General features: G+C 60.3%; 19 protein-coding genes. 7 read left to right on the plus strand and 12 right to left on the minus strand.

Annotation, left to right across the window (positions count from 1 at the left end; translation table 11 throughout):
• Positions 1-15: 15 nt before the first annotated feature.
• Positions 16-2,001: a DNA ligase D gene (gene ligD / locus BW979_RS16910; RefSeq protein WP_076384585.1), complete on the minus strand. Its 1,986-nt coding sequence runs from the start codon at positions 1,999-2,001 to the stop codon at positions 16-18.
• A gap of 33 nt (positions 2,002-2,034) precedes the next feature.
• Positions 2,035-2,925: a non-homologous end joining protein Ku gene (gene ku, locus BW979_RS16915; RefSeq protein WP_076384587.1), complete on the minus strand. Its 891-nt coding sequence runs from the start codon at positions 2,923-2,925 to the stop codon at positions 2,035-2,037.
• A gap of 198 nt (positions 2,926-3,123) precedes the next feature.
• Here ku and BW979_RS16920 point away from each other — a divergent pair, with 198 nt between their 5' ends.
• From BW979_RS16920 to BW979_RS16935, 4 genes are all read left to right on the plus strand, one after another.
• Entirely contained in the window at positions 3,124-3,465 is a 342-nt protein-coding gene (locus tag BW979_RS16920; RefSeq protein ID WP_047229118.1) for a hypothetical protein, read from the plus strand.
• A gap of 47 nt (positions 3,466-3,512) precedes the next feature.
• Positions 3,513-4,661: a PQQ-dependent sugar dehydrogenase gene (locus BW979_RS16925; RefSeq protein ID WP_076384589.1), complete on the plus strand. Its 1,149-nt coding sequence runs from the start codon at positions 3,513-3,515 to the stop codon at positions 4,659-4,661.
• 198 nt (positions 4,662-4,859) lie between these two features.
• Positions 4,860-5,867 (plus strand): threonine ammonia-lyase, biosynthetic, encoded by a 1,008-nt coding sequence (gene ilvA / locus BW979_RS16930; protein WP_076384591.1) that lies wholly within the window; start codon positions 4,860-4,862, stop codon positions 5,865-5,867.
• A 381-nt stretch (positions 5,868-6,248) separates the two neighbouring features.
• Complete coding sequence (locus tag BW979_RS16935; RefSeq protein ID WP_047229116.1) at positions 6,249-6,527, plus strand: DUF1652 domain-containing protein; 279 nt, start codon at positions 6,249-6,251, stop codon at positions 6,525-6,527.
• Between the two features lie 79 nt (positions 6,528-6,606).
• Here BW979_RS16935 and BW979_RS16940 read toward each other — a convergent pair whose 3' ends face one another.
• The 10 genes from BW979_RS16940 to BW979_RS16985 all read right to left on the minus strand — a co-directional run bounded on the left by BW979_RS16940 (position 6,607) and on the right by BW979_RS16985 (position 18,175).
• The gene (locus BW979_RS16940) at positions 6,607-7,545 is read right to left on the minus strand and encodes a carbohydrate kinase family protein (protein WP_076384593.1); all 939 of its coding nucleotides are present in this window, start codon (positions 7,543-7,545) and stop codon (positions 6,607-6,609) included.
• Positions 7,546-7,557: 12 nt separating this feature from the next.
• On the minus strand, positions 7,558-9,045 hold the full coding sequence (xylB, locus tag BW979_RS16945) for a xylulokinase (RefSeq protein WP_076384595.1): 1,488 nt from the start codon (positions 9,043-9,045) through the stop codon (positions 7,558-7,560).
• A 210-nt stretch (positions 9,046-9,255) separates the two neighbouring features.
• On the minus strand, positions 9,256-10,737 hold the full coding sequence (locus BW979_RS16950; RefSeq protein ID WP_076384597.1) for a mannitol dehydrogenase family protein: 1,482 nt from the start codon (positions 10,735-10,737) through the stop codon (positions 9,256-9,258).
• Between the two features lie 15 nt (positions 10,738-10,752).
• Positions 10,753-11,856 (minus strand): ABC transporter ATP-binding protein, encoded by a 1,104-nt coding sequence (locus tag BW979_RS16955; RefSeq protein ID WP_047229112.1) that lies wholly within the window; start codon positions 11,854-11,856, stop codon positions 10,753-10,755.
• 39 nt (positions 11,857-11,895) lie between these two features.
• A complete protein-coding gene (locus tag BW979_RS16960; RefSeq protein ID WP_047229111.1) occupies positions 11,896-12,726 on the minus strand; it encodes a carbohydrate ABC transporter permease in 831 nt (276 codons plus the stop codon).
• A 10-nt stretch (positions 12,727-12,736) separates the two neighbouring features.
• On the minus strand, positions 12,737-13,669 hold the full coding sequence (locus BW979_RS16965; RefSeq protein ID WP_076384599.1) for a carbohydrate ABC transporter permease: 933 nt from the start codon (positions 13,667-13,669) through the stop codon (positions 12,737-12,739).
• A 140-nt stretch (positions 13,670-13,809) separates the two neighbouring features.
• Positions 13,810-15,120 carry an ABC transporter substrate-binding protein gene (locus BW979_RS16970; protein WP_047229109.1) on the minus strand — a complete coding sequence of 437 codons (1,311 nt, stop codon included), beginning with the start codon at positions 15,118-15,120 and terminating at the stop codon, positions 13,810-13,812.
• Positions 15,121-15,446: 326 nt separating this feature from the next.
• A complete protein-coding gene (locus BW979_RS16975) occupies positions 15,447-16,352 on the minus strand; it encodes an AraC family transcriptional regulator (protein WP_047229108.1) in 906 nt (301 codons plus the stop codon).
• A gap of 57 nt (positions 16,353-16,409) precedes the next feature.
• Positions 16,410-17,723 carry a glycosyltransferase gene (locus tag BW979_RS16980; protein ID WP_076384601.1) on the minus strand — a complete coding sequence of 438 codons (1,314 nt, stop codon included), beginning with the start codon at positions 17,721-17,723 and terminating at the stop codon, positions 16,410-16,412.
• A gap of 80 nt (positions 17,724-17,803) precedes the next feature.
• A complete protein-coding gene (locus BW979_RS16985) occupies positions 17,804-18,175 on the minus strand; it encodes a response regulator (protein WP_047229106.1) in 372 nt (123 codons plus the stop codon).
• A gap of 247 nt (positions 18,176-18,422) precedes the next feature.
• Here BW979_RS16985 and BW979_RS16990 point away from each other — a divergent pair, with 247 nt between their 5' ends.
• The 3 genes from BW979_RS16990 to BW979_RS17000 are packed head-to-tail and all read left to right on the plus strand — an operon-like array spanning position 18,423 to position 23,307.
• Positions 18,423-21,908: a response regulator gene (locus BW979_RS16990; RefSeq protein ID WP_076386644.1), complete on the plus strand. Its 3,486-nt coding sequence runs from the start codon at positions 18,423-18,425 to the stop codon at positions 21,906-21,908.
• Complete coding sequence (locus BW979_RS16995) at positions 21,908-22,723, plus strand: CheR family methyltransferase (protein ID WP_047229105.1); 816 nt, start codon at positions 21,908-21,910, stop codon at positions 22,721-22,723. Before BW979_RS16990 ends, BW979_RS16995 begins: the two co-directional genes overlap by 1 nt.
• A complete protein-coding gene (locus BW979_RS17000; protein ID WP_047229104.1) occupies positions 22,720-23,307 on the plus strand; it encodes a chemotaxis protein CheB in 588 nt (195 codons plus the stop codon). Before BW979_RS16995 ends, BW979_RS17000 begins: the two co-directional genes overlap by 4 nt.
• The last annotated feature ends 4 nt before the right edge of the window (positions 23,308-23,311 follow it).

The raw sequence follows: 23,311 nt of genomic DNA on the forward strand, positions 1-23,311 counted from the left end.
CTCTCCGTACCTGCGTCATTCCCCAGGTTTTTGCGCATCCAGTTGCTCCCACATCCTGGCCGTGATTCGCTGGCGATGGTTGTACCCCTCCCAAGGATCGGCGCCCAGGTTTCTGGCCCGTTCCAGGGCCGTATAGATGTCCCACTGCTGGGCGTTACGCAGACCGTCAAGCTCGGCCCGGGCAATCGGCACGGATACCGGCAGACCTGGCCGAGCGCGCACGGAATAGGCGCTGACGGTGCTGGCGCCCCGGGCGTTACGCAGGTAGTCGACAAATATCTTCCCGACACGATTCTTCGGCCCCATGGTCGCGGTGATCCGCTGCGGCATCTGCCGGGTCATGAACAGGGAGATGGCCTTGGCGAAAGCCTTGGTAATGTCCCAGCCTTCACTGCGCGCCAGCGGCACGATGACATGCATGCCTTTGCCTCCGCTGGTTTTGAGGAAGGCCTGCAAACCCAGTTCGTCGAGCACCGAGAGGGTCAGGCGAGTCGCCTCGATCATCGCGCTCCAGGGCAGCGACGGGTCGGGGTCCAGATCAAGAACGAACAGGTCCGGCGTCTCGATCCGATCATGCGTGGCGGCCCATGTGTGCAACTCCACCGTGCCCATCTGGGCCGCGCTGACCAGCGACTGCCCACTGTCGATTTCCATCAGCGCGGCATGCCCGGGATCCAGTCGCGGATCCAGCTGTTTGATGTGGGGAATGTCCAGGCGATCGGCGTGTTTCTGAAAGAACTGCTCTTCGCCGATTCCCTCTGGCGCCCTGAGCAGGGCAACCGGGCGCTGCTTCAGGTGCGGCAGAATCCAGGGAGCGATGTCTTCGTAGTACTGCGCCAGTTCGACTTTCTGCACGCCGCTGACACTGTCGATGACGCGTTCAGGGTGGGAAATCTCCACCCCTGAGACCTGTACGCTACGGGCTTTGCCGCGAGGCGTGGTTTTGGCGGGCAGGGGTTTTATCGGAACTGGCTGCTGACGCACAACCTTGCTTGCCGGTATGTCGTTCTGTAGATCCAGGAACACCGCCTGGCGCACCAGGCCGTCGCGGGTCCAATCAGCGAACTCGACTTCACAGACCTCGGTTGGCTCTACCCAATGCACGCCGCGGCTTTGCGCGCTGCTGACCGGTGCGACCAGTGGCGAATCGTCCCGCTCCAGGCTACAGAGTTGCTCGTGCAGTTGTTTGAGCCGGGCTTGTGCGAACCCTGTGCCGACACGGCCGGCATACATCAATCCCTTGGGCCCGTTGACCGCCAGCAACAGTGCACCGAAACCATTGCGCCGACCTTTGGGGCGGGTGAAGCCGACGATCACGAACGGCTGGCGCAGACGGCACTTGAGTTTGATCCAGTCGGCGCTGCGGCGCGACACATAGGGGCTGCCCAGGCGTTTGCCAACCACGCCATCGAGTGCGAGGGCGTTGGCACTTTCAAAAATGTCGTGCTGGTTGGCGGAAAACGACTCGGAGAAGCGCAGGCGCTTGCTGGCATTGTTCTTCAGCGCCTTCTTGAGGGCTGCCCGGCGTTTTTCAACCGGCGCCTGGCGCAGGTCGACGCCATCTAGAAAAGGCGCATCAAACAGGACGTACACCAGGTCTACCGTGCGGCCAATCTCGAACGACTGTCGCAGGGCTGCAAAGTCAGAGTGGCCGTCGTCATCGAGCGAAACGAGGCCGCCGTCGAGCCAGCTGTCACCCAGATTCAGCTCAGACAACGCAGCGGCGTGCAATTGCAGTCGGTCGGTCCAGTCCTGTTGATTGCGGCTGAGCAATCGCACTTGACCCGCTTCAATGCGGGCCATCAGTCGATACCCATCGAACTGGACTTCATAACGCCATTCACCGGCCGGGGGCTGCTCAACGGGGGTGGCGCGTTGCGGCAACAAGCGCTCGGGAAGGGCACTGCTACCGGTCTGGCTCTGCCGGGTGCGCTTGCGGCTGTGCTTCTGCTCCGGCTCGGCACCGGACAAACGGGCGTATTCACTCTCGGCCTTGGCCATGACGGATTCCCTTGTATTGCTGGCGCCCGGGGATTAGCCCCGGGAGGCCTTGGTGGCTTTTTTCGCGGGAGCGGATTTGCTGGTCTTTGCGGGCTTTGCAGCGGTTTTTCCGGCAGGCTTTTCTGGCGCCTTGCCCTTGCCGCCCAGGCTGCGTTTGAGCAGTTCGGTAAGGTCGATGACATCGGCGCTCTTGCGTTGCTCTTCACCCGGATCGGTTTCCACCGCCTCCAGGCGGCCTTCTTTGGCCTTTTTCTCCACCAGTTCCATGATCTTGTCTTCGAAGCTGTCCCGGTACTCTTGCGGTTCCCAATCGGCGCTCATGTCCTGCACCAGCCGCTTGGCCATTTCCAGCTCCCCCTTGGCCAGGGTTGGCTTGATGACTTCATCGCCCAGTTCCAGGATGTCGAGTTCGCGCACTTCGGCGGGCCAGCGCAGCATCACCAGCACCAGCGCAGACTCCAGCGGCATCAGCGCTGCCAGATGCTGGCGGGTATGCAGCACGACATGGGCCAGCGCCACCTTGTTGGTCTTGATCAGGGTTTCGCGCAGCAGGGCGTAGACCTTGCCGCCGCGTTTGTCTGGCGCCAGGAAGTAGGGCGTGTCGATGTTTTGCAGGGGAATTTTGTCGCTGTCGACGAAAGAAAAAATATCGATGGTCTGGGTGGACTTGGGGTGGGCGGAGCGAATCTCCTCTTCGCTCAGCAGGACGTATTGACCCTTCTGGTATTGCACACCCTTGACGATATTTTCCTTGGTCACTTCCTTGCCGGTGACCTTGTTCACTCGCTTATAGCCAACCGGGTCCATGCTGCGCTTGTCCAGCCAGTCGAAATCCACTCCCTGGGAGGACGTGGCCGACACCAGCGCCACAGGAATGTGGACCAGTCCGAAGCTGATTGCGCCTTTCCAGATTGCCCGTGCCATGGAGGGGTTTCCTTGCCGATGAATGAGTCATTCAGGTGACCTTGCGGCGTTCGCAAAAGTTTCCATGGAGCGCCGGTTGACCCGCCCCGCATTGCCTTCGAGACGCTTGGTTACATCTTCGGACGGACATTTCTCTTAACAACGGCGAACCGGCGGCGTAGCGTGCTTTCGATATGCCTGAATCCAAGAGGTGCTCCGATGAACAGGCTGCTACTCACTCTCATGACGCTGTTGCTGACCACCGCCGCCCACTCGGCAACGCCCGACCGCGGGGCCATGGTCCTGGCCCAGAATCTGCCAGGTAACAACAATCCCTATAACAGCCCGATCCGCCGGGCCAATCCCAACAGCATGCAGGGCACCCGGCCCAACGTGCCGATGATCCATAACAACCCGACCGTTCCCGTTCCCCGGCCACCCACGCTGGAAAATGGCGGTATCGGCAACGGGTATCCCCGTTCCGGTCAGCCTGCCGGCTCGCCACGGCCTACCATCAAGCCCAATCCACCGCCGAGGGACACCTCAAACGACATTCGCTGAGTACCGAGCCCTGGCAGTCTTTATTCACACCACAGAAGGAAGTGTGCATGTTGCGTAAAACACTCCTGGCCGCATTCTGCGCCAGCGCTGTACTGACTCTCGCCACGCCGGCGTCTGCTGCGCAAACCCGGCAGCTCAAGAGCGAGGAGGGCACGGTGGAGGTGACCACCGTGGTCAAGGGGCTCGAACACCCCTGGTCCGTGGCTTTCCTGCCTGACCAACAGGGCATGTTGGTGACAGAGCGAGCGGGCAACCTGCGTCGGGTCAGCCCGGATGGCCAGCTCTCGGCACCATTGAACGGCGTACCTGAGGTCTGGGCCAGAGGCCAGGGCGGTTTGCTGGACGTCGTGCTGTCGCCGGACTTCAAGCAGGACCGTACGGTCTACCTGTCTTACGCCGAAGCCGGCGATGACGGCAAGGCAGGCACCGCCGTGGGCCGTGGGCAATTGTCCGAAGACCTGCAGAGTCTGAAGAACTTCAATGTGATTTTCCGCCAGCAGCCCAAGCTTTCCACCGGGAACCACTTTGGGTCGCGCCTGGTGTTCGACCGGGACGGTTATCTGTTCATCACCCTGGGGGAAAACAACGAGCGGCCCACGGCCCAGGACCTGGACAAGCTCCAGGGCAAGATCGTGCGCATCTACCCCGACGGCAAGGTGCCGGACGATAACCCGTTTGTCGGTCAGGCAAACGTACGCCCCGAGATCTGGTCCTACGGCGTTCGCAACCCTCAAGGGGCGGCGCTCAATCCCTGGAACGGTACGTTGTGGGAGAACGAGCACGGTCCCAGGGGCGGCGATGAGCTGAATATCATCGAACGCAGCAAGAATTACGGCTGGCCGCTGGCGACTCACGGCATCAACTACTCTGGGGCGCCGATCCCGGAAGCCGGCGGCAAGACCGCCGAAGGCACGCTTGGCCCTTTTCATGTATGGGAAGTGTCACCCGGGCTGAGCGGCATGGCGTTCTATGACAGTGACCGCTTCAAGGCCTGGCAACACAGCGTGTTCATCGGTGCGCTGGTGTCCCGGAATCTGATCCGCCTGGAACTGGAGGGTGACAAGGTCGTGCACGAAGAACGCCTGCTGGGTGAGCTTGGCGAGCGCATCCGCGACGTGCGCCAGGGGCCGGATGGTTTCCTGTACGTGCTGACAGATGATGACGATGGGACGCTCTATAAAGTCGGGCTCAAGTGATTCGCAACAGTGCCCATTGACTTGCCAGCCAGCGGCAGGCTAATTTCCAGGCATGACCAGCACCGTATTGCGTAGCCAGCCAAGCATTATTACCGCCATTCCTTATTTGGCGGGCTAGCTGACGACTGCACCCAACCCGCCTCCGAGGCGGGTTTTTTCTTTCTGTCTCCGGAGTTTTATCCAAACCAGGAGACCGCCATGCCTACCACCCGCCCCGAGCAAGCCCTGCTGGAACATTACGTCAAGAAGATCCTGGCCGCGCCGGTGTACGAACTGGCCATGCGCACGCCGTTGCAAGCGGCCACCGGACTGTCCGAAGCCTTGGGCAACCGGATCCTGCTCAAGCGTGAAGACCTGCAGCCGACTTTTTCTTTCAAGATCCGTGGCGCCTACAACAAACTGGTGCAACTGACCGCCGAGCAACGGGCTCGCGGTGTCATCACCGCTTCGGCGGGCAATCATGCCCAGGGCGTGGCGCTGGCCGCGCGGGAGCTGGGCATATCGGCCAGCATCGTCATGCCACTCACCACACCGCAGCTCAAGGTGCTGGGCGTGCGCAACCGGGGCGCCGAAGCAGTGCTGCACGGGGAGAGCTTTCCCTTTGCCTTGGAATACGCACTGGAGCTGGCCCGACAGACCGGACGAGAGTTCGTTTCGCCCTTCGATGATCCGGACGTGATCGCCGGGCAGGGCACCGTCGCCATGGAAATCCTGCGTCAACACCCAGGCAGCCTGGACGCGATTTTTGTCCCGGTCGGTGGCGGGGGGCTGATTGCCGGGGTCGCGGCCTACGTCAAGTACCTGCGCCCGGAGGTTCGCATCGTCGGGGTGGAGTCACAACATTCCGCCTGTCTCCAGGCGGCGCTGGCAGTCGGTGAACGGGTCAGTCTGGCGAGCGTGGGAACCTTTGCCGATGGCGTGGCTGTCGCACAAATAGGGGCCTACGGCTTCGACATCTGCCGTTTCTGCGTTGATGACGTGATCACCGTCACTGACGACCAATTGTGCGCAGCCATCCGAGACATCTATGACGATACCCGGTCGATAACCGAGCCCTCGGGCGCCTTGGCGGTCGCCGGCATCAAGCAGTACGTCGCCCAGACCGGCGCGCGAGGCCAAACACTGGTGGCAATCGATTCCGGCGCGAATATCAACTTCGATAGCCTGCGCCATGTGGCAGAGCGGGCTGGCGCCGAAGTCATTTGACGTTTTTTACGCGACGTCACACTTTTTTCGAAGCAGCCGACGGGTGCCCACTCACCCCTGCGCAATAGGGTCTAATCTAGCTTGCGACAGGATCACTGGCGATTGCAGTTTGCATGAGGAAAATCCCGCTTCCTTGCAATTTGCACGCGCGCTCTCACAGTCCTGGACGCTAAGTAGTTGATTTGGATCAATCGGGATTTTCTTTAAAGCAGGCATATTTTTTGCGGGATGATTAGGGAGTCGCTGCACGGGCTCATTAATTAGAAAACGCCAAGAACGAACGAACGGCACGGCATTCGTAGTCCCAGTCCGCAGGGAAGAACGGACGAAAATACCGCCGTCGTGAACATAAATTGGCCGCCTCAACAGGAGAGAGTCGCCATGTTTTTATCTGCCCTCGAAATGCGAAACATCATTGAAAGCAGCTTGCTGCCCAAGCGCTCGCAATGCACGTTGTCACCTGATTTGTCGATGACAATCAAGATCTATGACGATCATGAAACCGATCGTGTGGCATTGATCAAAACCGATATCGATGCCAATAAACTCAATGGCTGCCGGGCAATCAACGACCTGATCGCCGAGTTGCGCTCCGAACTCGACCAAAATCACCACACCGGTAATCACTTCCATCAGCAACACCGCATGACCGGGCGCTGATCACGGCCTTGTCTTCCCAGGAATCACCTCCGGGTTCGGTCATTGTCCGAACCCGGTGCCGTGCTTTTTCCCAAACAGCTCAATCCAATTGTTGCCGGTAAGGCAGATCCGGTCCGGTCCGGCCGCATGTCAGCGCAGCTGCGCGCATGGCAAAAGCGAGCATCTCGCTCACCTGCTCACGGGTCAGGGTATGCAGGCCTTCCACCGAATCCAGTTGGTGCTCGGTCAGCCAGGTAATCAACGCCGCCTGGAAAGTGTCTCCTGCGCCCACGGTATCGGCGATCTGCACCGAACATGCCGGCATTGACCAGGAACCGTGCTGGCGGCTGAATACCGTCGCGCCTTGACTGCCACGGGTAAGGAACACCAATTGGCAACGGTGCTCCATCCAACGCTCGATGATGGTCTGTGGCGGTTGGTAGGGATAAAGAAGACTCAGGTCTTCGTCGCTGACTTTGATCAAATCGGCATATTCGACCAGCGTTGCGATTCGCGAGCGCCACAGTTCGATGTCCGGTTGCGGGTTGAGTCGCACGTTCGGATCCAGGCTGACCAGGCGTTTACCGCTCTCGCGTCGCACCAAGGCCAGTAGGGTGTCGGCAATCGGCTGCACCACAAGAGAGAAGGAGCCGACATGCAGCCCCCGTACGTGCTCACCGAGCACCGGTAGGTGGTCCAGGCCTAGTTGCCGGTCCGCGCATCCTTCACCGCGAAAGCTATAGTGGGGCGAACCGTTGGCACCGACCGCCACCATTGCCAGGGTCGTAGGCGCGTCGAAGTCCAGTGCGTACTCGGTGCTGACACCTTCGGCAGCCAGGACCTGATGCAAGCGTCGGCCCAGGTAGTCCGTGGACAGCCCGCCAAACAGTGCCGATTCCACGCCCAGGCGTCGCAACCCGACTGCCACGTTGAACGGCGAGCCGCCCGCGATGGCTTTGAAGTTGACCTGCGACGCCGGACCGCCCATCTCGTTTTCGCTGAAAAAATCAAACAGTGCTTCACCACATACCAAATACATAGTTCTTTTATCTCAAAGGGTTGCGATACGTTCTTGATAGTTGGCATAAGCTTTTTGCGATGCTGCGACCTGCTCGGTAATGGGCCGGGTTTCGCTGGCTGGGTCGAGCTTGACACAGCGCTCGCACAGATCGGCCAGGCTTTGCTGTGAGCCTGAATGGCACCACGCCGCCTGAATCGCCGCACCCAGGGCGGCCGCTTCGCTCTGTTCAGTGCAAATGACCGTGGTATCCATGATGTCGGCGACGATCTGCCGCCAAACCGGGCTTTTCGAACCACCGCCGATCAAGCGGATGCTCTGGGCCTCGAGCCCGTTGGCGCGCAGCAGGTCCAGGCCATAGCGCAAACCGAAGGTGGTGCCTTCGACCACCGCCCGGCACAGATTGGCCCGGGTCAGGTTGGTGGTGGTCAGCCCGAAAAGGCTGCCGGTGGCATGGGGCAGGGCGGGAACTCGCTCGCCGTTGAGAAACGGCAGCATGCACACGCCTTCGGCGCCTATCGGGGCCCTTGCCACCAAGGCGTTGAAGGCGTCGATGTCCAGCTCCAGCAGCTCGCGCATGGCCCCGGTGGCGTTGGTCAGGTTCATGGTGCAGATCAGCGGCAGCCAGCCGCCGCTGGATGAGCAGAAGGTTGCCACCGACGGCTGCGGACTGACCGCAGGTTCGGCGGCATAGGCGTAGACCGTGCCGGAGGAGCCCAGGCTCATGGTGATCACGCCGGGCTGGATGTTGCCGGTGCCGATAGCGCCCATCATGTTGTCGCCACCTCCGCTGGCCACCAGCGCGTCGGGATTGATGCCCAGGTGCGCGGCAACGGCCGGCAGGATCCGCCCGACCGGCTGATGGGCCTCGATCAGCTCCGGTAATGCCGATTGCAGCCGACCGCTGGGATCGATGTGCTGCAGCAACCGCGCGTCCCATTGACGGGTGCGTACGTTGAAATAGCCGGTGCCCGAGGCGTCGCCGTATTCGCTGCAATGGCGGCCGGTGAGCCAGTGATTGAGAAAGTCGTGGGGCAGCAGGATGCTGGCGATGCGTTCGAAAACCTGGGGATGCTGCTCCCGCGTCCAGAGCAGTTTGGAAACCGTGTAGCCCGGCGCGATCACCACGCCGAGGCGTGCGAGACTGCCGTCTTCACCCCCCAGGTAGGCCAAAAGCCGATCGTTTTCCGGCGTCGTCTCGGTGTCGCACCACAGCTTGGCCGGGCGCAAGACCTGGCCCTGGTCGTCAAGCAGCACCAAGCCGTGTTGCTGGCCGGACACGCCGATGCCGAGGATCGCCTGGCCATCGACCCCGGCGGCGGCCAGGGCTTGGTGAGTCGCCTGGGTGAACGCATCGAGCCATTGCTGGGTGTCTTGTTCACGGCGACCGTTGGCCCCGCTGATCATGCTGTGGGCAGCGGCACCCTGGCCGAGCACCTGGCCGCTGAGCGTATCCAGGATCAGTGCCTTGGTGCCTTGGGTGCCGCAGTCGATGCCCAGGAACAGTTGTTGGTTTGCCATAAAAACCCTCGGATCAAAGAACAAAACACAGAACTTGTGGCCAGGGAATACCTGTGGCGAGGGGATTTATCCCCGCTGGGCTGCGAAGCGGGCCCAATGTATCTGCGGCTTCGGTGTAGGCAGCACGTCTGGGGGCCGCTTCGCGACCCAACGGGGCGGTGCGACGTTTCGCTAAATCCCCTCGTCACAGAAGCGGATTGCGTGCGCAGTTTAGTCCGCGTCAGCCAACACTCGCTCAAGCGTCCGCGTGACCCCGTGTTCGCGCAAGCTGTTGCAGCACCACTCGAAGGCTGCCACGAACTCGGGCGAGTGGGGAATGGCCGTACCGAAAATCTCTTCGACCTCCAGCAGGCGCTGGGTCACCAACGCATCGTCGGCCACCAGCGCCTGGCAGAACGCCGCCCGCGGGTCCGGGATCGAATACGTCACGCCGTTCTCATCCACGCCCTTCAGGTACACGGCCCAGGCCGCCACCACCAGCGCCGCGCGACGGGTTTGGCCGCCGTCGGCAATCAAGCGGTTGATCGTCGGCACGGTGAATTTGGGAAACTTCGACGAGCCGTCCGAACACACCCGCTCCAACTGGTCGGCAATTGCCTGGTTGGAAAAACGCTCCACCAGCGTGTTCTTGTAGTCGGTCAGGTCGATCCCTGGCACGGGTGCCAGTTGCGGGGTCACGTCCAGGTCCATGTAGGCACGCATGTAACGCACGAACAGCGGGTCGTTCATGGTTTCGTGGACGAAGCGATAACCCTTGAGAAAACCCAGGTAGGTCAGCGCCAGGTGACTGCCGTTGAGCAATTTGATTTTCATTTCTTCATAGGGCGAGACGTCATCGGTGAACTGCACGCCGACCTTTTCCCAGGCCGGGCGACCGTTGACGAATTTGTCTTCCAGGACCCACTGCACGAAAGGCTCGCAGACCACCGGCCAGGCATCGTCGACCCCATGCTCGTCATGCAGTTGCAGCCGGTGGGCGACGCTGGTCATGGGCGTGATGCGGTCAACCATGGCGTTGGGGAAGCTCACGTGGCGATCGATCCATTGGCCCAGCTCGGCGTCGCGCAACGCGGCGAATGCCAGCAGCGCCTTGCGGGTCACGGCACCGTTGTGCGGCAGGTTATCGCAGGACATCAGGGTGAACGCCGGGGTGCCGGCGGCCCGGCGCTTGGCCAAGGCTGCGCAAAGGAAACCGAAGACGGTTTTCGGCTCGTCAGGATGGGCCAGATCGTGCTGGACCTGCGGCAGGTGGGCCATGAACTCGCCGTTACTGTCGTCGATGCAATAGCCGCCCTCGGTAATGGTCAGCGAGACGATGCGGATTTGCGGGTCGGCCAGTTTGTCGATCAGGGCCTGGGCGCCGTCTTCGGCCAGCAGCATGTCATTGATGGCTCCGATCACCCGGATTTCGGTGTCGTCGGTGTCCCCCAGCTCGTACAGGGTAAACAGGTAGTCCTGGCTGGCCAGGTCATCCCGGGCGCGGCGATCTTCGGCCCGCAAGCCCACGCCGCAGATGGCCCAGTCCAGGTCGGTGCCGGTGTTCATCAGCGCATCAGTGTAGTAAGCCTGGTGCGCGCGGTGGAAGCCGCCGACGCCGATGTGGGCGATGCCCTGGCTGATCTCGCTCAAGGAATAAGCGGGCAGGGCGACCTCAGGGCTGAGGTTGTGCAGGTTCTGTCGATTGAGTTTCATCACAAGTCTCGGTAATCAGGCGGCGATGCGCAGCGCACGGGTGACCGCCACGCCCTCGGCATCGAATAAGTGGCAGTGTTCAGCATCCAGGTGCAGGTTCAGTTGCTCACCGAAACGGCTCGCCAGGTCGCCGCGCACGCGCATGGTCAAGGCTTCACCGGAGGCGGTGACGACGTGACAGAAGGTGTCGCTGCCCAGACGTTCGCTGACATCGGCGGTGACTTGCAGCGTGCAATCGCCCGGTTGTGCCAGGTTCAAATGCTCCGGGCGAATCCCCAGGGTCACCGCGCCGCCGACGCTCAGGCTGGCCCCACTCAGGGGCAGGCTGATCCGGGTGCCGGCGTCCAGCAGGACCTCACAACCCTGGTTCTCCAGCCGTGTGACTTTGCCTTTGAGAAAGCCCATTTTTGGCGTACCGAGGAACCCGGCGACAAACAGGTTGGCCGGCTGGTGATACAGCTCCAGCGGCGAGCCGATCTGTTCGACGCGCCCGCTGTTGAGCACCACCACCTTGTCGGCCAGGGTCATGGCTTCGACCTGATCGTGGGTGACGTAGATCATCGTTGCCTGCAGCTCCTTGTGCAGGCGCGCCAGCTCCAGGCGCATCTGCACGCGCAGGGCGGCGTCGAGGTTGGACAGCGGCTCGTCGAACAGGAAAATCTTCGGGTTGCGCACGATGGCCCGGCCAATCGCCACACGCTGGCGCTGGCCGCCGGACAACTGCTTGGGCTTGCGTTCAAGCATCGGCCCCAATTCGAGGATGCGCGCCGCTTCGTTGACCTTTTTCTCGACCTCGGCCTTGGGCACGCCGGCCAGGTCCAGGGCGAAGGACATGTTCTTGCGCACACTCATGTGCGGGTAAAGCGCGTAGGTCTGGAACACCATCGCCAGGTCGCGCTTGGCCGGACTGACTTCGGTGATGTCCCGGCCGTCCAGTTCGATGGTGCCGTCGCTGACTTCTTCCAGGCCGGCGATCAACCGCAGCAGCGTGGACTTGCCACAACCCGACGGGCCGACAAAGACCACGAACTCACGGTCGTTCACTTCAAGGTCGATGCCCTTGATGATGGAGAAACCTTCGAAGCCTTTTTGCAGATTCTTGATTTTCAGGTTGGCCATGATGATGGGCCTCCACTTCTGATAATGGTGTAAGGCGCGTTATTTCACGGCGCCGAAGGACAAACCGCGTACCAGCTGTTTTTGGCTGATCCAGCCAAAAATCAGGATCGGTGCGCAGGCCAGGGTCGATACGGCCGACAACTTGGCCCAGAACAAGCCTTCGGGGCTGGAGTAGGACGCGATCAGGGCCGTCAGCGGCGCGGCTTTGGACGAGGTGAGGTTCAGCGACCAGAACGCCTCGTTCCAGCACAGGATCAGCGACAGCAGTACGGTGGAGGCCAGGCCACCCTTGGCGATGGGCAACAGGACGCGAACCATTTCCTGCCACAGCGTGGCGCCATCCAGACGCGCGGCTTCAAGGATGTCGCGGGGAATGTCCTTGAAGTAGGTGTAAATCATCCAGACCACGATCGGCAGGTTGATCAGCGTGTAGATGATGATCAACGCAGTCCGCGTGTCCAGCAGGCCAAAGCTCTTGGCCAGCAGGTAGATCGGCATCAGCACGCCCACCGGTGGCAACATTTTGGTGGAGAGCATCCACAGCAACGTGCCCTTGGTGCGCTGGGTTTCATAGAACGCCATGGAGTAGGCCGCCGGCACCGCAATCAGCAGGCAAAGGGCGGTGGCGCTGAAGGAAATCACCACCGAGTTCCAGGCGAAGCTGAAGTAGTTGCTGCGCTCGTTGATGTGCAGGTAGTTCTCCAGCGTCGGCGTGAAGATGAACTGCGGCGGCGTGGCGAACGCGTCGATTTCGGTCTTGAAGCTGGTCAGCACCATCCAGAAGATCGGGAAGAAGATCAGGATCGCGATGGCCCAGGCCAGCGTACCCAGCAGCAGGCTTTGCAGGCGACGGGATTGTTGAAGTGTCATGGCTGCGGCCTCAGTTCTTGTCGGTGAGGTTTTTGCCGATCATCCGGACCAGGATGATGGCGGCGATATTGGCAATCACCACGGCAATCAAGCCGCCGGCCGAAGCCATGCCGACGTCGAACTGCACCAGCGCCTGGTTGTAGATCAGGTAGGCGAGGTTGGTCGAGGCATAGCCGGGGCCGCCGTTGGTGGTGGTGAAAATCTCGGCGAACACCGACAGCAGGAAAATGGTTTCAATCATCAGCACCACCGCAATCGGGCGCGCCAGATGGGGCAGGGTCAGATGCCAGAAAATCGCGATGGGCCCCGCGCCATCCAGGCGGGCGGCTTCTTTCTGTTCCTGATCGAGGGACTGCATGGCCGTCATCAGGATCAGGATCGCGAAGGGCAACCATTGCCAGGACACAATGATGATGATCGACAGCAGCGGGTAATGGGCCAGCCAGTCCACCGGCTGCGCGCCGAACAGTTTCCACACCGAGGCGAGAATTCCCGAGACCGGGTGGAAAATCAGGTTCTTCCAGATCAGCGCGCCCACCGTGGGCATGATGAAGAACGGTGAAATCAGCAATACCCGCACGATGCCCCGGCCGAAAAACTCGCTGGCCTCCAGCAGCGCACTGATCAACACCCCGAACACGATGCTGATCAGCAACACGCTGCCCACCAGCAGCAGGGTATTGGTGGCACCGGGTACGAAGCCCGAATCGGTCAGGAAGTAATTGAAATTCTCCAGCCCGACAAATTCGTTCTCGCCGGGGTAAAGCAGGTTGTAGCGGATCAGCGAGAAGTAGACGGTCATGCCCAGTGGCACGATCATCCACAGCAGCAGCAACCCCACCGAGGGGCTGACCAGAAACCAGCCTGGATTGGCCAAGCGGCTTTTGCGAACCGGTGGGGCAATCTCGCTGTGTGCTTTGGCGGTTGTCGTTGAACTATTCATGGCATTGAACCGATTTGTGCGGGCCTACAAAAATCCATTGTGGGAGCGAGCCTGCTCGCGATAGCGCAGGGTCAGGCAACATAGATGTTGAATGTGCCGGCCTTATCGCGAGCAGGCTCGCTCCCACATTGACGTCGGGGTTACTTGGGATAACCTGCGCGTTTCATCTCGCGTTCCGTGGTGGACTGCGCTGCGGTCAACGCCTGGTCCACGGTCTGCTGGCCGGTCAACGCGCCCGAAAAGAACTTGCCGACCTGGGTGCCGATGGCCTGGAACTCAGGAATGGTCACCAACTGGATACCGATATAAGGCACAGGCTTGAGAGTGGGGGCTTTCGGGTCAGCGACTTTCAACGACTCCAAGGTCACCTTGGCAAACGGCGCGGCCTTCATGTAGTCGTCGCTATAAGTCGACGTACGTGTGCCTGGCGGTACGTTGGCAACGCCATCGGTCTTGGCGACCAATTGGCTGTATTCCTTGGACGTCGCCCACATGGTAAAGACCTTGGCCGCTTCCTTGGCTTTGGAACTGGCGGGGATGGCCAGCGACCAGGAGTACATCCACGAGGTGCCTTTGTCAGTCGTTTCATGGGGGGCGAAGGTGAATCCGACGTGATCGGCCACCTTGCTTTGGGTCTTATCGGTGACGAACGAACCGGCGACGCTGGCATCGACCCAGATTGCACATTTGCCGCTGTTGAACAGCGCCAGGTTCTCGTTGAAACCGTTGCTGGAAGCGCCCGGCGGGCCGGATTTCTTCATGTTGTCGACGTAGAAGTTCAGGGCATTCTTCCACTCGGGGCCATTGAACTGCGGCTGCCACTTCTCATCGAACCAGCGCGCGCCAAAACCGTTGGCCAGGGTCGTGATCAGCGCCATGTTTTCGCCCCAACCAGCCTTGCCTCGCAGACACAGGCCATATTGCTCCTTGGTCTTGTCAGTGAGTTTTTCCGCGAACTCACCGATCTGGGTCCAGGTCGGGTGTTCGGGCATGGTCAGCCCGGCGTCCTTGAACAGGTCGGTGCGGTAGTAGGTGATCGAGCTTTCGGCATAGAACGGCAGGGCGTAGAGCGTGCCCTTGACCGATAGGCCTTCACGCACGGACGGAAAAATATCATCCAGGGCATAACTGGCCGGCAAATCCTTCATCGGCTCCAGCCAACCCTTGGCCCCCCAGAGTGCGGCTTCGTACATGCCGATGGTCAGCACGTCGAACTGCCCGCCCTGGGTGGCGATGTCGGTGGTCAAGCGCTGGCGCAGGACGTTTTCTTCGAGCACCACCCAATTGAGCTTGATGTCCGGGTGCTCAGCCTCGAAGGTCTTCGAGAGCTTTTGCATGCGGATCATGTCGCTGTTGTTGACGGTGGCAATGGTGAGGGTCTGTGCGCCGAAACTGACGCTGCTGAGGGTCATGCAGGTGGAGACAAGCAGAGCTTTTACCGAAGGTTTCATCGCGCACTCCTTTTCCGCGCCCAAGGGCTGCGGAAGGACAGTTATTGTTTTTGTGTCTTCCGGATGAAGGGAAGAATGTGCGCTGATTACAGCCCTCAATCGCCGGCGAGACAAATCATCCGTCGCACTTGCGCTGATACTTTTTTGCACTGGATGGGATTTGGTCTGAGAAGGGGTTAGCTGTGGCGAGGGGATTTATCCCCGCTGTGTGGGAGCAAGGCTTGCCCGCGATGAGGATGACGCGGTCTTCCGGAGAACCGAGGCGCCTGCATCGCGAGCAAGCTTTGCTCCCACATAAATCCCGCCACAGGGATAATCCGGGATTGTCAGCCCTGGTTCTGTTCGGTCAACCGCTGCACCGCCAGCCGCCGGTAATGGGAAGGGGTCATGCCCTTGAGCTGCTGAAAGCGCCGGTTGAAGTTGGATATGTTGTTGAAGCCCGATTCAAAACACACGTCCGTCACCGGTTTGTCGCCGTCGGCCAACAACTCGCAGGACTTGCTGATACGCAGGCGATTGACGAACTCGATGAAACAGCGGCCGGTGGCTTGTTTGAAGACGCGGCTGAAGTACGTCGGTTTCATGCCCAGATGGTCGGCCACTTCTTCCAGGGACAGTTCCCGTGCGTAATGGGCAAAGATGTAATCCACCGCGCGGTTGGTACGGTCAACGCTGTGCTCATCCGCCGGTTGCGCAGCGGTGGCCCCGGAAAGCAACTGATAGTCATCGGTTGCGGCCAGCAGCTCCATCAGGATGAAAAAATGCCCCAGGCGACTCATGCCTTGGGAATCGGCGATGCGCTGCATCAGGATCATGGCCTGGCGGATAGTGCGCTTGCAGCGAAATTCGATGCCGTACTGGGCGCGCTCCAGCAACGGCGCGACGGTCTTGAGCTCGGCAAACACCTGATGGCCGCTCTCGAACAGCTCGTCGGTAAAATTCACCAGCATGTCACGCTTGGGCACCACTTCGTCCTCGGCGACCTGGCTGATCCAGTTGTGGGGCAGGTTGGGGCCGGTGAGAAACAGCGATTGCGGGTAAAAGTTGCCGATATAGTCACCGATGAACACCTTGCCGGAGCTGGCGACGATCAGGTGCAACTCGTATTCCTTATGGAAATGCCAGCGCACCAGCGGGCATGGGAAACCGTGCTGGCGATAGATGATGGACAGCCCGTTATGGTCGTCCATCAGCTCATAGGAAGGGTCGGTGACTCTTGCAGTTCGGGTCATGGCCTGGCGCTTTTATTGTTATTGCCGCTGGATAATGCCCCCTTCGCCGCACGGGTGCTACCCCGTAACGCTTCCGGCCTGACTGTTGCGGTTCTTCTCCTCAATCCACTGGGACATGTATTGAGTGCTCTTGTGCTGGTGATGACGCAACATGCTGCCGGTGAAGTTATCCCGGCGCCGTTGCTCAAGGTCGGCGCGACAGGCTTCGAGGCAATCGATCAGCGCCGGGGCGTGGACCTGTCGGCGGTAACGGTCCGCCAGCAGCGCCAGGCCGTCATCCCGGGCGCGGGTCCAAAGGCTCTGCTCGCGGTACAACTGCACAGCGGCGTGGGCGATATCTTCGGCGCTTTGGGCAATCGCTCCGGGCCAGGGCATTTCACCGTGCATGGCTTCTGCGCCGATGGGTGTGGTGACATTGGGTGTGCCGCACAGCATGGCATCGATCAGCTTGCCCTTGATGCCGGCACCGAAACGCAACGGCGCCAGACAGACACGTGCCGCCGACATGACCTGCAGCGCATCCTCGGCCCAATTCATGATGTGAAACCCTTGGGCCGCGTTGTGCAGCGCCGCAGCCTTGGGCGGGGTGTAGGCGCCATACAGGTGCAGTTGCGCATCAGGCAGCTGTTGGCGGATCAATGGCCAAATGGCGTTTTTCATCCAGAGCACGGCGTCCCAGTTCGGCGCGTGGCGGAAATTGCCGATGCTGAGGAAATGCGCCCGGTCTTCGAACGGCACGCGTGCTTCGCTCGGCAGGTCCAGCATCAGTGGGCACCAATGCAAGAGGTTGCGGGGCAGTTTGAAGTGCTCTACCAGCAACTCGATCTCGACTTCGGACACCATCAGGCTCAGGTCGCACCGGTACAGGGCGGCGATTTCCCGCTTGGCCAGGTCGGTGCCGGCCATCAACTCGAACGCTTGAGGCAGGTCCTGCGCAAACAGATCGCTGAAATCCTGGGAAACGTCATCCTTCTTCAACCGATCCTTGAGCCGCTGATGCCGGGCGTGGCGCAGGCTTTGCAAATCGGACGTCTCCAGCACCCGAAGGGCGCCGGGGCAGTGTTTCTCGACCCGCCAGCCGAACTGTTCTTCCATCATGAACTGGTCGAACAACACGATATCCGGGGCCAGTTCAGCGATGAATGTATCGAAACTGCTGCTGTTGAGCTCGATCGGCACTTCGCCGATCCCCAGCGCGATCAGGTCGGCACGGTTCTCGCCAGGGCCCGCGGGACTGCTGAAGGTGATGTCCCAGCCTTGCCCAAGGAAGGCTTCGAGGATCTGCATGACGTGCCCGCTGGCAGCCGATGAACGCGGCTCGGGCCAGACATAGCCGATAACCAGGACCTTGGTGGCGGTGGGTTGACGCATGAGCGGGTGCTTCCTTGGAACGAATCGACGTGGGCGCTATCAGCGCGGGGCGCCGATAGTGACCAACAATTGCGTCAGGCTCAAGAAAGAATGCCGTTGACCTTGTCGCGCAACTGATCGATGGAAAAAGGCTTGCCAATCACCGCCATGCCTTCAGGCACATCGATGCTTTCGGCGTAACCGCTGGCAAACAGAATGGGTAACTGAGGCCGAGCCGATCGGGCCTGCTTGGCCAGCTCGCGACCGTCCATCACCGGCAGGCCGACATCGGTCATCATCAGGGCGATGGGCTGCGCATCGTTACGCAGATACGCCAAGGCCTGTTCGCAGCCGTCCGCTTCCAGTACCTGGTATTCCAGCTCTTCCAGCACGTCGACAATCAACATACGTACGATGTCGTCGTCTTCGACTACCAGAATGGTTGGCTGGGTATCAGGAGCGGGGTTGTGCATGGTAGACATTCTCAGGGGATTGGGTTGGGGAGGTGTGCCAAAAAACGGCCTTATGCATGAGTAAGTAGCGAGGGGGCACAAGTTCCCTGGGTTGTACAAGAAAGGATCTATAGTACAAGAGCTGACAAGGATCGTCGCTTCCTCAGGCTTTTCGTGGAGTTTGCGCCTTTGCCCCGTCAGAATGTGGATCCAACCGGTATTTTTCGGCAAACTCCACGGTTTTCAACTGTCCACCAAGGCTTATTCCATGACTCCTTCGTCTTCGGTTGACGAGCAAAGTTTTCGCAAGCTCCTGAGCCGCAATATCAGCCTGCCACTGGGCATGGGCGCCCTCAGCGCGGTGTTTTTCATTGTGCTGATCACCTATCTGCTGTCGGTGATCCAATGGGTCGGGCATACCGATCGGGTGATCAATAATGCCAATGAAGCGCTCAAGCTGAGCGTGGATCTGGAAACCGGCATGCGCGGCTACCTCCTGACGGGCGACGAGCATTTCCTCGACCCCTATGAAGTGGCCAAACCGCGTATCGCCGTCGCCCTGGAGACATTGTTGGAATTGACAGCCGACAACCCGATCCAGACCGACCGTCTGCATAAAGTGCAAGCGCTCCAGGTGGAGTGGGCCAACTACGCGCAAAGCATGATCGACCTGCAACGCAGCAGTGGCGATTACCGGGGAGCGGTGAAGGCCGGGCGTGGCAAGCGCTTGACCGATGAAATACGCAAGACCTACGAGGATATCGTCGAATCCGAGCAGCATCTGCGTGCCGAACGCAACGACCAGGTGCGCACCACCACCCTGTGGAGCATCGCTCTGTACCTGTTGTTCGTGGCCGCCGTCAGCGGCTTGCTGGCCTATGTCGGGCGCCGGGATCTGTTGGGGCTGTCCAACAATTACAGCGCCAGCCTGAAGGTCCAGCAGCAGAGTGCTTTGCATCTGGAAAAACAGGCCTGGCTGCGCAATGGCCAGACGCTACTGGCCGAGCAGGTTCTGGGGCAACTGACGTTGAACCTGCTGGGACGCAACATCCTGCAGTTCTGTGCCCAATACATGGGCGCTGTAGTGGCCGCACTGTATGCGCGGGAAGAAAGCGGCCTGCTCAGGCGCGTCGCCACCTACGGCATGTCCCGAGAGGATGAAGAGCAACAGCAACAGGTGATCGTTGTCGGCGAAGGCATCGCTGGCCAGGCGGTCCAACAGGCGCGACTCATCCGCCTGGATGACGTGCCCGACGACTACCTGAAAGTCAGTTCGGGGTTGGGCCAGGGGTTGCCCAACAGCGTACTGGTCATGCCCACCAGTGACGATGACCGGATCAACGGCGTTGTCGAACTGGGCTTCCTGCGACCTGTGACCGATCGCGATATCGAACTGCTGGAACTGGTGGCCGGCAATATTGGCACCTCCATCGAAGCGGCCCGTTACCGGCAGCGTTTGCAGGAAGTCCTCGCCGAAACCCAACAGTTGAACGAAGAACTGCAAGTTCAGCAGGAAGAACTCCGGACCGCCAACGAAGAGCTGGAAGAGCAGTCACGCATCCTCAAGGAGTCCCAGGCGCATCTGGAAGCCCAACAACAGGAACTGGAGCAGACCAACGAGCAACTGGCTGAACAACGCGATGCCATGGACCAGAAGAACAGCGAGCTGAACCTGGCGCAGATCCAGTTGCAGGAACGCGCCGAAGAGTTGCAGCGTTCGAGCAAATACAAGTCCGAGTTCCTGGCGAACATGTCCCATGAACTGCGTACACCGCTCAACAGCTCACTGATCCTGTCCAAGCTGCTGGCGGAGAATCCGCAGCAGAACCTCAACGAAGAACAGGTGAAATTTGCCGAGTCGATCTATTCCGCCGGTAACGATCTGCTGAACCTGATCAATGACATTCTCGACATTTCCAAGGTCGAGGCCGGGAAACTGGAAGTGCGTCCGGAGAACACCGGCGTGACGCGCCTGGTGGAAGGCTTGCGTGACATGTTCATGCCCCTGGCGACGGAAAAAGGCCTGAGCTTCGAGGTGCAACTGCTGCCCGACGCCCCGGCCATGCTGTATACCGACCGCCAGCGTCTGGAGCAGGTACTCAAGAACCTGCTGTCCAACGCCATCAAGTTCACCGAGAAAGGCACGGTATGCCTGACGGTGGCCGGCCAGGCCGGGGCGGGCATCGCGTTCATGGTGCGGGACTCAGGAATCGGCATCGCCGCCGATCAGCAACAAAGCATCTTTGAAGCCTTCCGCCAGGCCGATGGCACTACGAATCGCCGGTACGGTGGGACCGGTTTGGGCCTGTCGATTTCCCGTGACCTGGCCACCTTGCTCGGCGGCTCGATTTCTGTCTCCAGCGAACCGGGGCAGGGCAGTGTGTTTACGCTGGTATTGCCAGAACGCTATGTCGAGTCGGGTGAGCCGCTGGTAGAACCGGGGATATTCACTGCGACCACCACAATGGCGCCACCCGCGCCCCCTGAACCCGTCAGCGCTCCGCTGATCGCCCAGGTCGATGTGCCCGTCGCCCCCTTCGCCGATGACCGCGACAAGGCACCGTTCAACACCCGCTGCATTCTGGTGATCGAAGACGAGCCCAGCTTTGCCCGGATCCTGTTCGACCTGGCCCACGAACTCGGTTACCAATGCCTGGTGGCCCAAGGTGCCGATGAAGGCTTCGACCTGGCTTCGCAATTGAGCCCCGATGCAATCCTGCTGGACATGCGCCTGCCGGATCACTCCGGATTGACGGTGTTGCAGCGGCTCAAGGAGCAACCTGGAACCCGGCACATCCCGGTACACGTGATTTCCGTCGAGGATCGTGTAGAAGCCGCGATGCACATGGGCGCCGTCGGCTATGCGGTCAAGCCGACCTCTCGCGAAGAACTCAAGGAGGTATTCGCCCGCCTGGAAGCCAAGCTGACCCAGAAGGTCAAGCGGGTGCTGCTGGTGGAGGACGATGATTTGCAACGCGACAGCATCACCCGGCTGATCGGTGACGATGACATCGAGATCACCGCTGTCGGCCTGGCGCAGCAAGCCCTGGACCTGCTGCGAAGCAACGCCTACGACTGCATGATCATCGACCTGAAGCTGCCTGACATGCTGGGCAATGACCTGCTCAAGCGCATGTCCACCGAAGATATCTGCTCATTCCCGCCCGTGATCGTCTACACCGGACGCAACCTGACCCGCGATGAAGAAGCCGAACTGCGCAAGTATTCACGCTCGATCATCATCAAGGGCGCCCGTTCGCCGGAGCGGTTGCTGGACGAAGTGACACTTTTTCTGCACAAAGTCGAATCCCGGTTGTCCCATGAACGGCAGCGGATGCTCAGGACCGCCCGCAGCCGCGACAAGGTTTTCGAGGGCCGTAAAGTGCTGCTGGTGGACGATGATGTGCGCAACATTTTCGCCCTGACCAGTGCCCTGGAGGCCAAGGGGGCGATCGTCGTCATCGGCCGTAACGGCTATGAAGCGATCGAGCGTCTGAACGAAGTCGACGACATCGACCTGGTGCTGATGGATGTGATGATGCCGGAGATGGACGGTTTCGAGGCCACCGCGCTGATCCGCAAGGACCCGCGCTGGCGCAAGCTGCCCATCATTGCCGTGACGGCCAAGGCCATGAAGGATGATCAGGAGCGCTGCCTGGCGGCCGGTTCCAACGATTACCTGGCCAAGCCGATCGATCTGGATCGTCTGTTCTCGCTGATTCGCGTGTGGTTGCCGAATATGGAAAGAATTTAGTGGAACGTAACACTGACATTGAAATCCGTTTGTTGATCGACGCGATCTACCTCAAGTACAGCTACGATTTTCGGGACTATTCCGGCGCCTCCATCAAGCGCCGGGTCCAGCACGCGCTGAGCCAGTTCGAGTGCAAGACCATCTCGGCACTGCAGGAGCGCGTGTTGCACGACCCGGGCATGTTCATGCAACTGCTGCAACTGTTGACGATCCCTGTCAGTGAGATGTTTCGCGACCCGTCGCATTTCCTGGCGATCCGCGAAGAAGTGGTGCCGCTGCTCAAGACCTATCCTTCGATCAAGATCTGGATCGCCGGTTGCAGTACCGGGGAGGAGGTCTATTCCATGGCGATCCTGCTGCGCGAGGAAGGGCTGCTGGACCGTACGCTGATTTATGCCACCGACATCAATCCGCGCTCCCTGGAAAAAGCCAAGCAGGGCATTTTTTCGCTCGAGAACGTACGGGCCTACACCCAGAATTATCAGCGCGCGGGAGGGCGGCGATCATTTGCCGATTACTACACCGCCGCCTACGATTACGCGATGTTCGACAAAACCCTGCGCGAGAACGTGACCTTTGCCGATCACAGCTTGGCGACTGATAGCGTATTCTCAGAAACTCAGTTAATTTCATGTCGTAACGTCTTGATATACTTTAACAAAAAGCTGCAAGATCGCGCGTTCGGATTGTTCCATGAGTCCCTCTGTCACCGTGGTTTCCTGGTACTGGGCAGCAAAGAAACACTGGATTTTTCGTCTTTCGGCAAGCAATTCGAGCCGTTGGTCAAACAGGAACGGATCTATCGCAAGTTATGAACCAGACGATGCACAGATCCAGATCGCCCATTCAAGCCATTGTCGTCGGTGCATCCGCCGGCGGCGTCGAAGCGCTGCTCAAAGTCTTCGGGCAACTGCCAAAGGGCTTCGGCGTCCCCATTCTGGTCGTGTTGCATCTGCCCGATGAGCGTGACAGCCAGATGGCCCAGGTCTTCGGCCATCGTCTGGCGATACCGGTGCAGGAAGCTCAGGACAAGCAGAACATTCAACCGGGCACTTTGTATGTAGCCACACCCGGCTATCACCTGTCGGTCGAGGCCGACCGCAGTCTTTCGTTGAGCCTGGAGGAACCGGTGCACCATTCGCGGCCGTCGATAGATGTGCTGTTCGAATCCGCCGCCGACGCCTTCGGTCCGAACCTGCTGGCGGTAGTGCTGACCGGCGCCAACAACGACGGTGCCCAGGGCCTGGCCAAGGTCCGGGAGCTGGGTGGAATAACGGTGGTCCAGGACCCCGGCGAAGCCCAGGTTTCGACCATGCCCGAAGCAGCACTTGCCCTGCAAGAGCCCGACCATATCCTCACTTTGCAAGGCATCGGCCAATTGTTGGCCGCTCTGGAATGAACCA

It is taken from the genome of Pseudomonas sp. A214 (genome assembly GCF_900156295.1).
GTDB classification, from domain to species: domain Bacteria; phylum Pseudomonadota; class Gammaproteobacteria; order Pseudomonadales; family Pseudomonadaceae; genus Aquipseudomonas; species Aquipseudomonas rhizophila.

Bases quoted from the DNA above. Each gene is read 5' to 3' on its own strand.
- ligD (WP_076384585.1), bottom strand. From the start codon at position 2,001: ATGGCCAAGGCCGAGAGTGAATACGCCCGTTTGTCCGGTGCCGAGCCG.
- ku (WP_076384587.1), bottom strand. From the start codon at position 2,925: ATGGCACGGGCAATCTGGAAAGGCGCAATCAGCTTCGGACTGGTCCAC.
- BW979_RS16920 (WP_047229118.1), top strand. From the start codon at position 3,124: ATGAACAGGCTGCTACTCACTCTCATGACGCTGTTGCTGACCACCGCC.
- BW979_RS16925 (WP_076384589.1), top strand. From the start codon at position 3,513: ATGTTGCGTAAAACACTCCTGGCCGCATTCTGCGCCAGCGCTGTACTG.
- ilvA (WP_076384591.1), top strand. From the start codon at position 4,860: ATGCCTACCACCCGCCCCGAGCAAGCCCTGCTGGAACATTACGTCAAG.
- BW979_RS16935 (WP_047229116.1), top strand. From the start codon at position 6,249: ATGTTTTTATCTGCCCTCGAAATGCGAAACATCATTGAAAGCAGCTTG.
- BW979_RS16940 (WP_076384593.1), bottom strand. From the start codon at position 7,545: ATGTATTTGGTATGTGGTGAAGCACTGTTTGATTTTTTCAGCGAAAAC.
- xylB (WP_076384595.1), bottom strand. From the start codon at position 9,045: ATGGCAAACCAACAACTGTTCCTGGGCATCGACTGCGGCACCCAAGGC.
- BW979_RS16950 (WP_076384597.1), bottom strand. From the start codon at position 10,737: ATGAAACTCAATCGACAGAACCTGCACAACCTCAGCCCTGAGGTCGCC.
- BW979_RS16955 (WP_047229112.1), bottom strand. From the start codon at position 11,856: ATGGCCAACCTGAAAATCAAGAATCTGCAAAAAGGCTTCGAAGGTTTC.
- BW979_RS16960 (WP_047229111.1), bottom strand. From the start codon at position 12,726: ATGACACTTCAACAATCCCGTCGCCTGCAAAGCCTGCTGCTGGGTACG.
- BW979_RS16965 (WP_076384599.1), bottom strand. From the start codon at position 13,669: ATGAATAGTTCAACGACAACCGCCAAAGCACACAGCGAGATTGCCCCA.
- BW979_RS16970 (WP_047229109.1), bottom strand. From the start codon at position 15,120: ATGAAACCTTCGGTAAAAGCTCTGCTTGTCTCCACCTGCATGACCCTC.
- BW979_RS16975 (WP_047229108.1), bottom strand. From the start codon at position 16,352: ATGACCCGAACTGCAAGAGTCACCGACCCTTCCTATGAGCTGATGGAC.
- BW979_RS16980 (WP_076384601.1), bottom strand. From the start codon at position 17,723: ATGCGTCAACCCACCGCCACCAAGGTCCTGGTTATCGGCTATGTCTGG.
- BW979_RS16985 (WP_047229106.1), bottom strand. From the start codon at position 18,175: ATGCACAACCCCGCTCCTGATACCCAGCCAACCATTCTGGTAGTCGAA.
- BW979_RS16990 (WP_076386644.1), top strand. From the start codon at position 18,423: ATGACTCCTTCGTCTTCGGTTGACGAGCAAAGTTTTCGCAAGCTCCTG.
- BW979_RS17000 (WP_047229104.1), top strand. From the start codon at position 22,720: ATGAACCAGACGATGCACAGATCCAGATCGCCCATTCAAGCCATTGTC.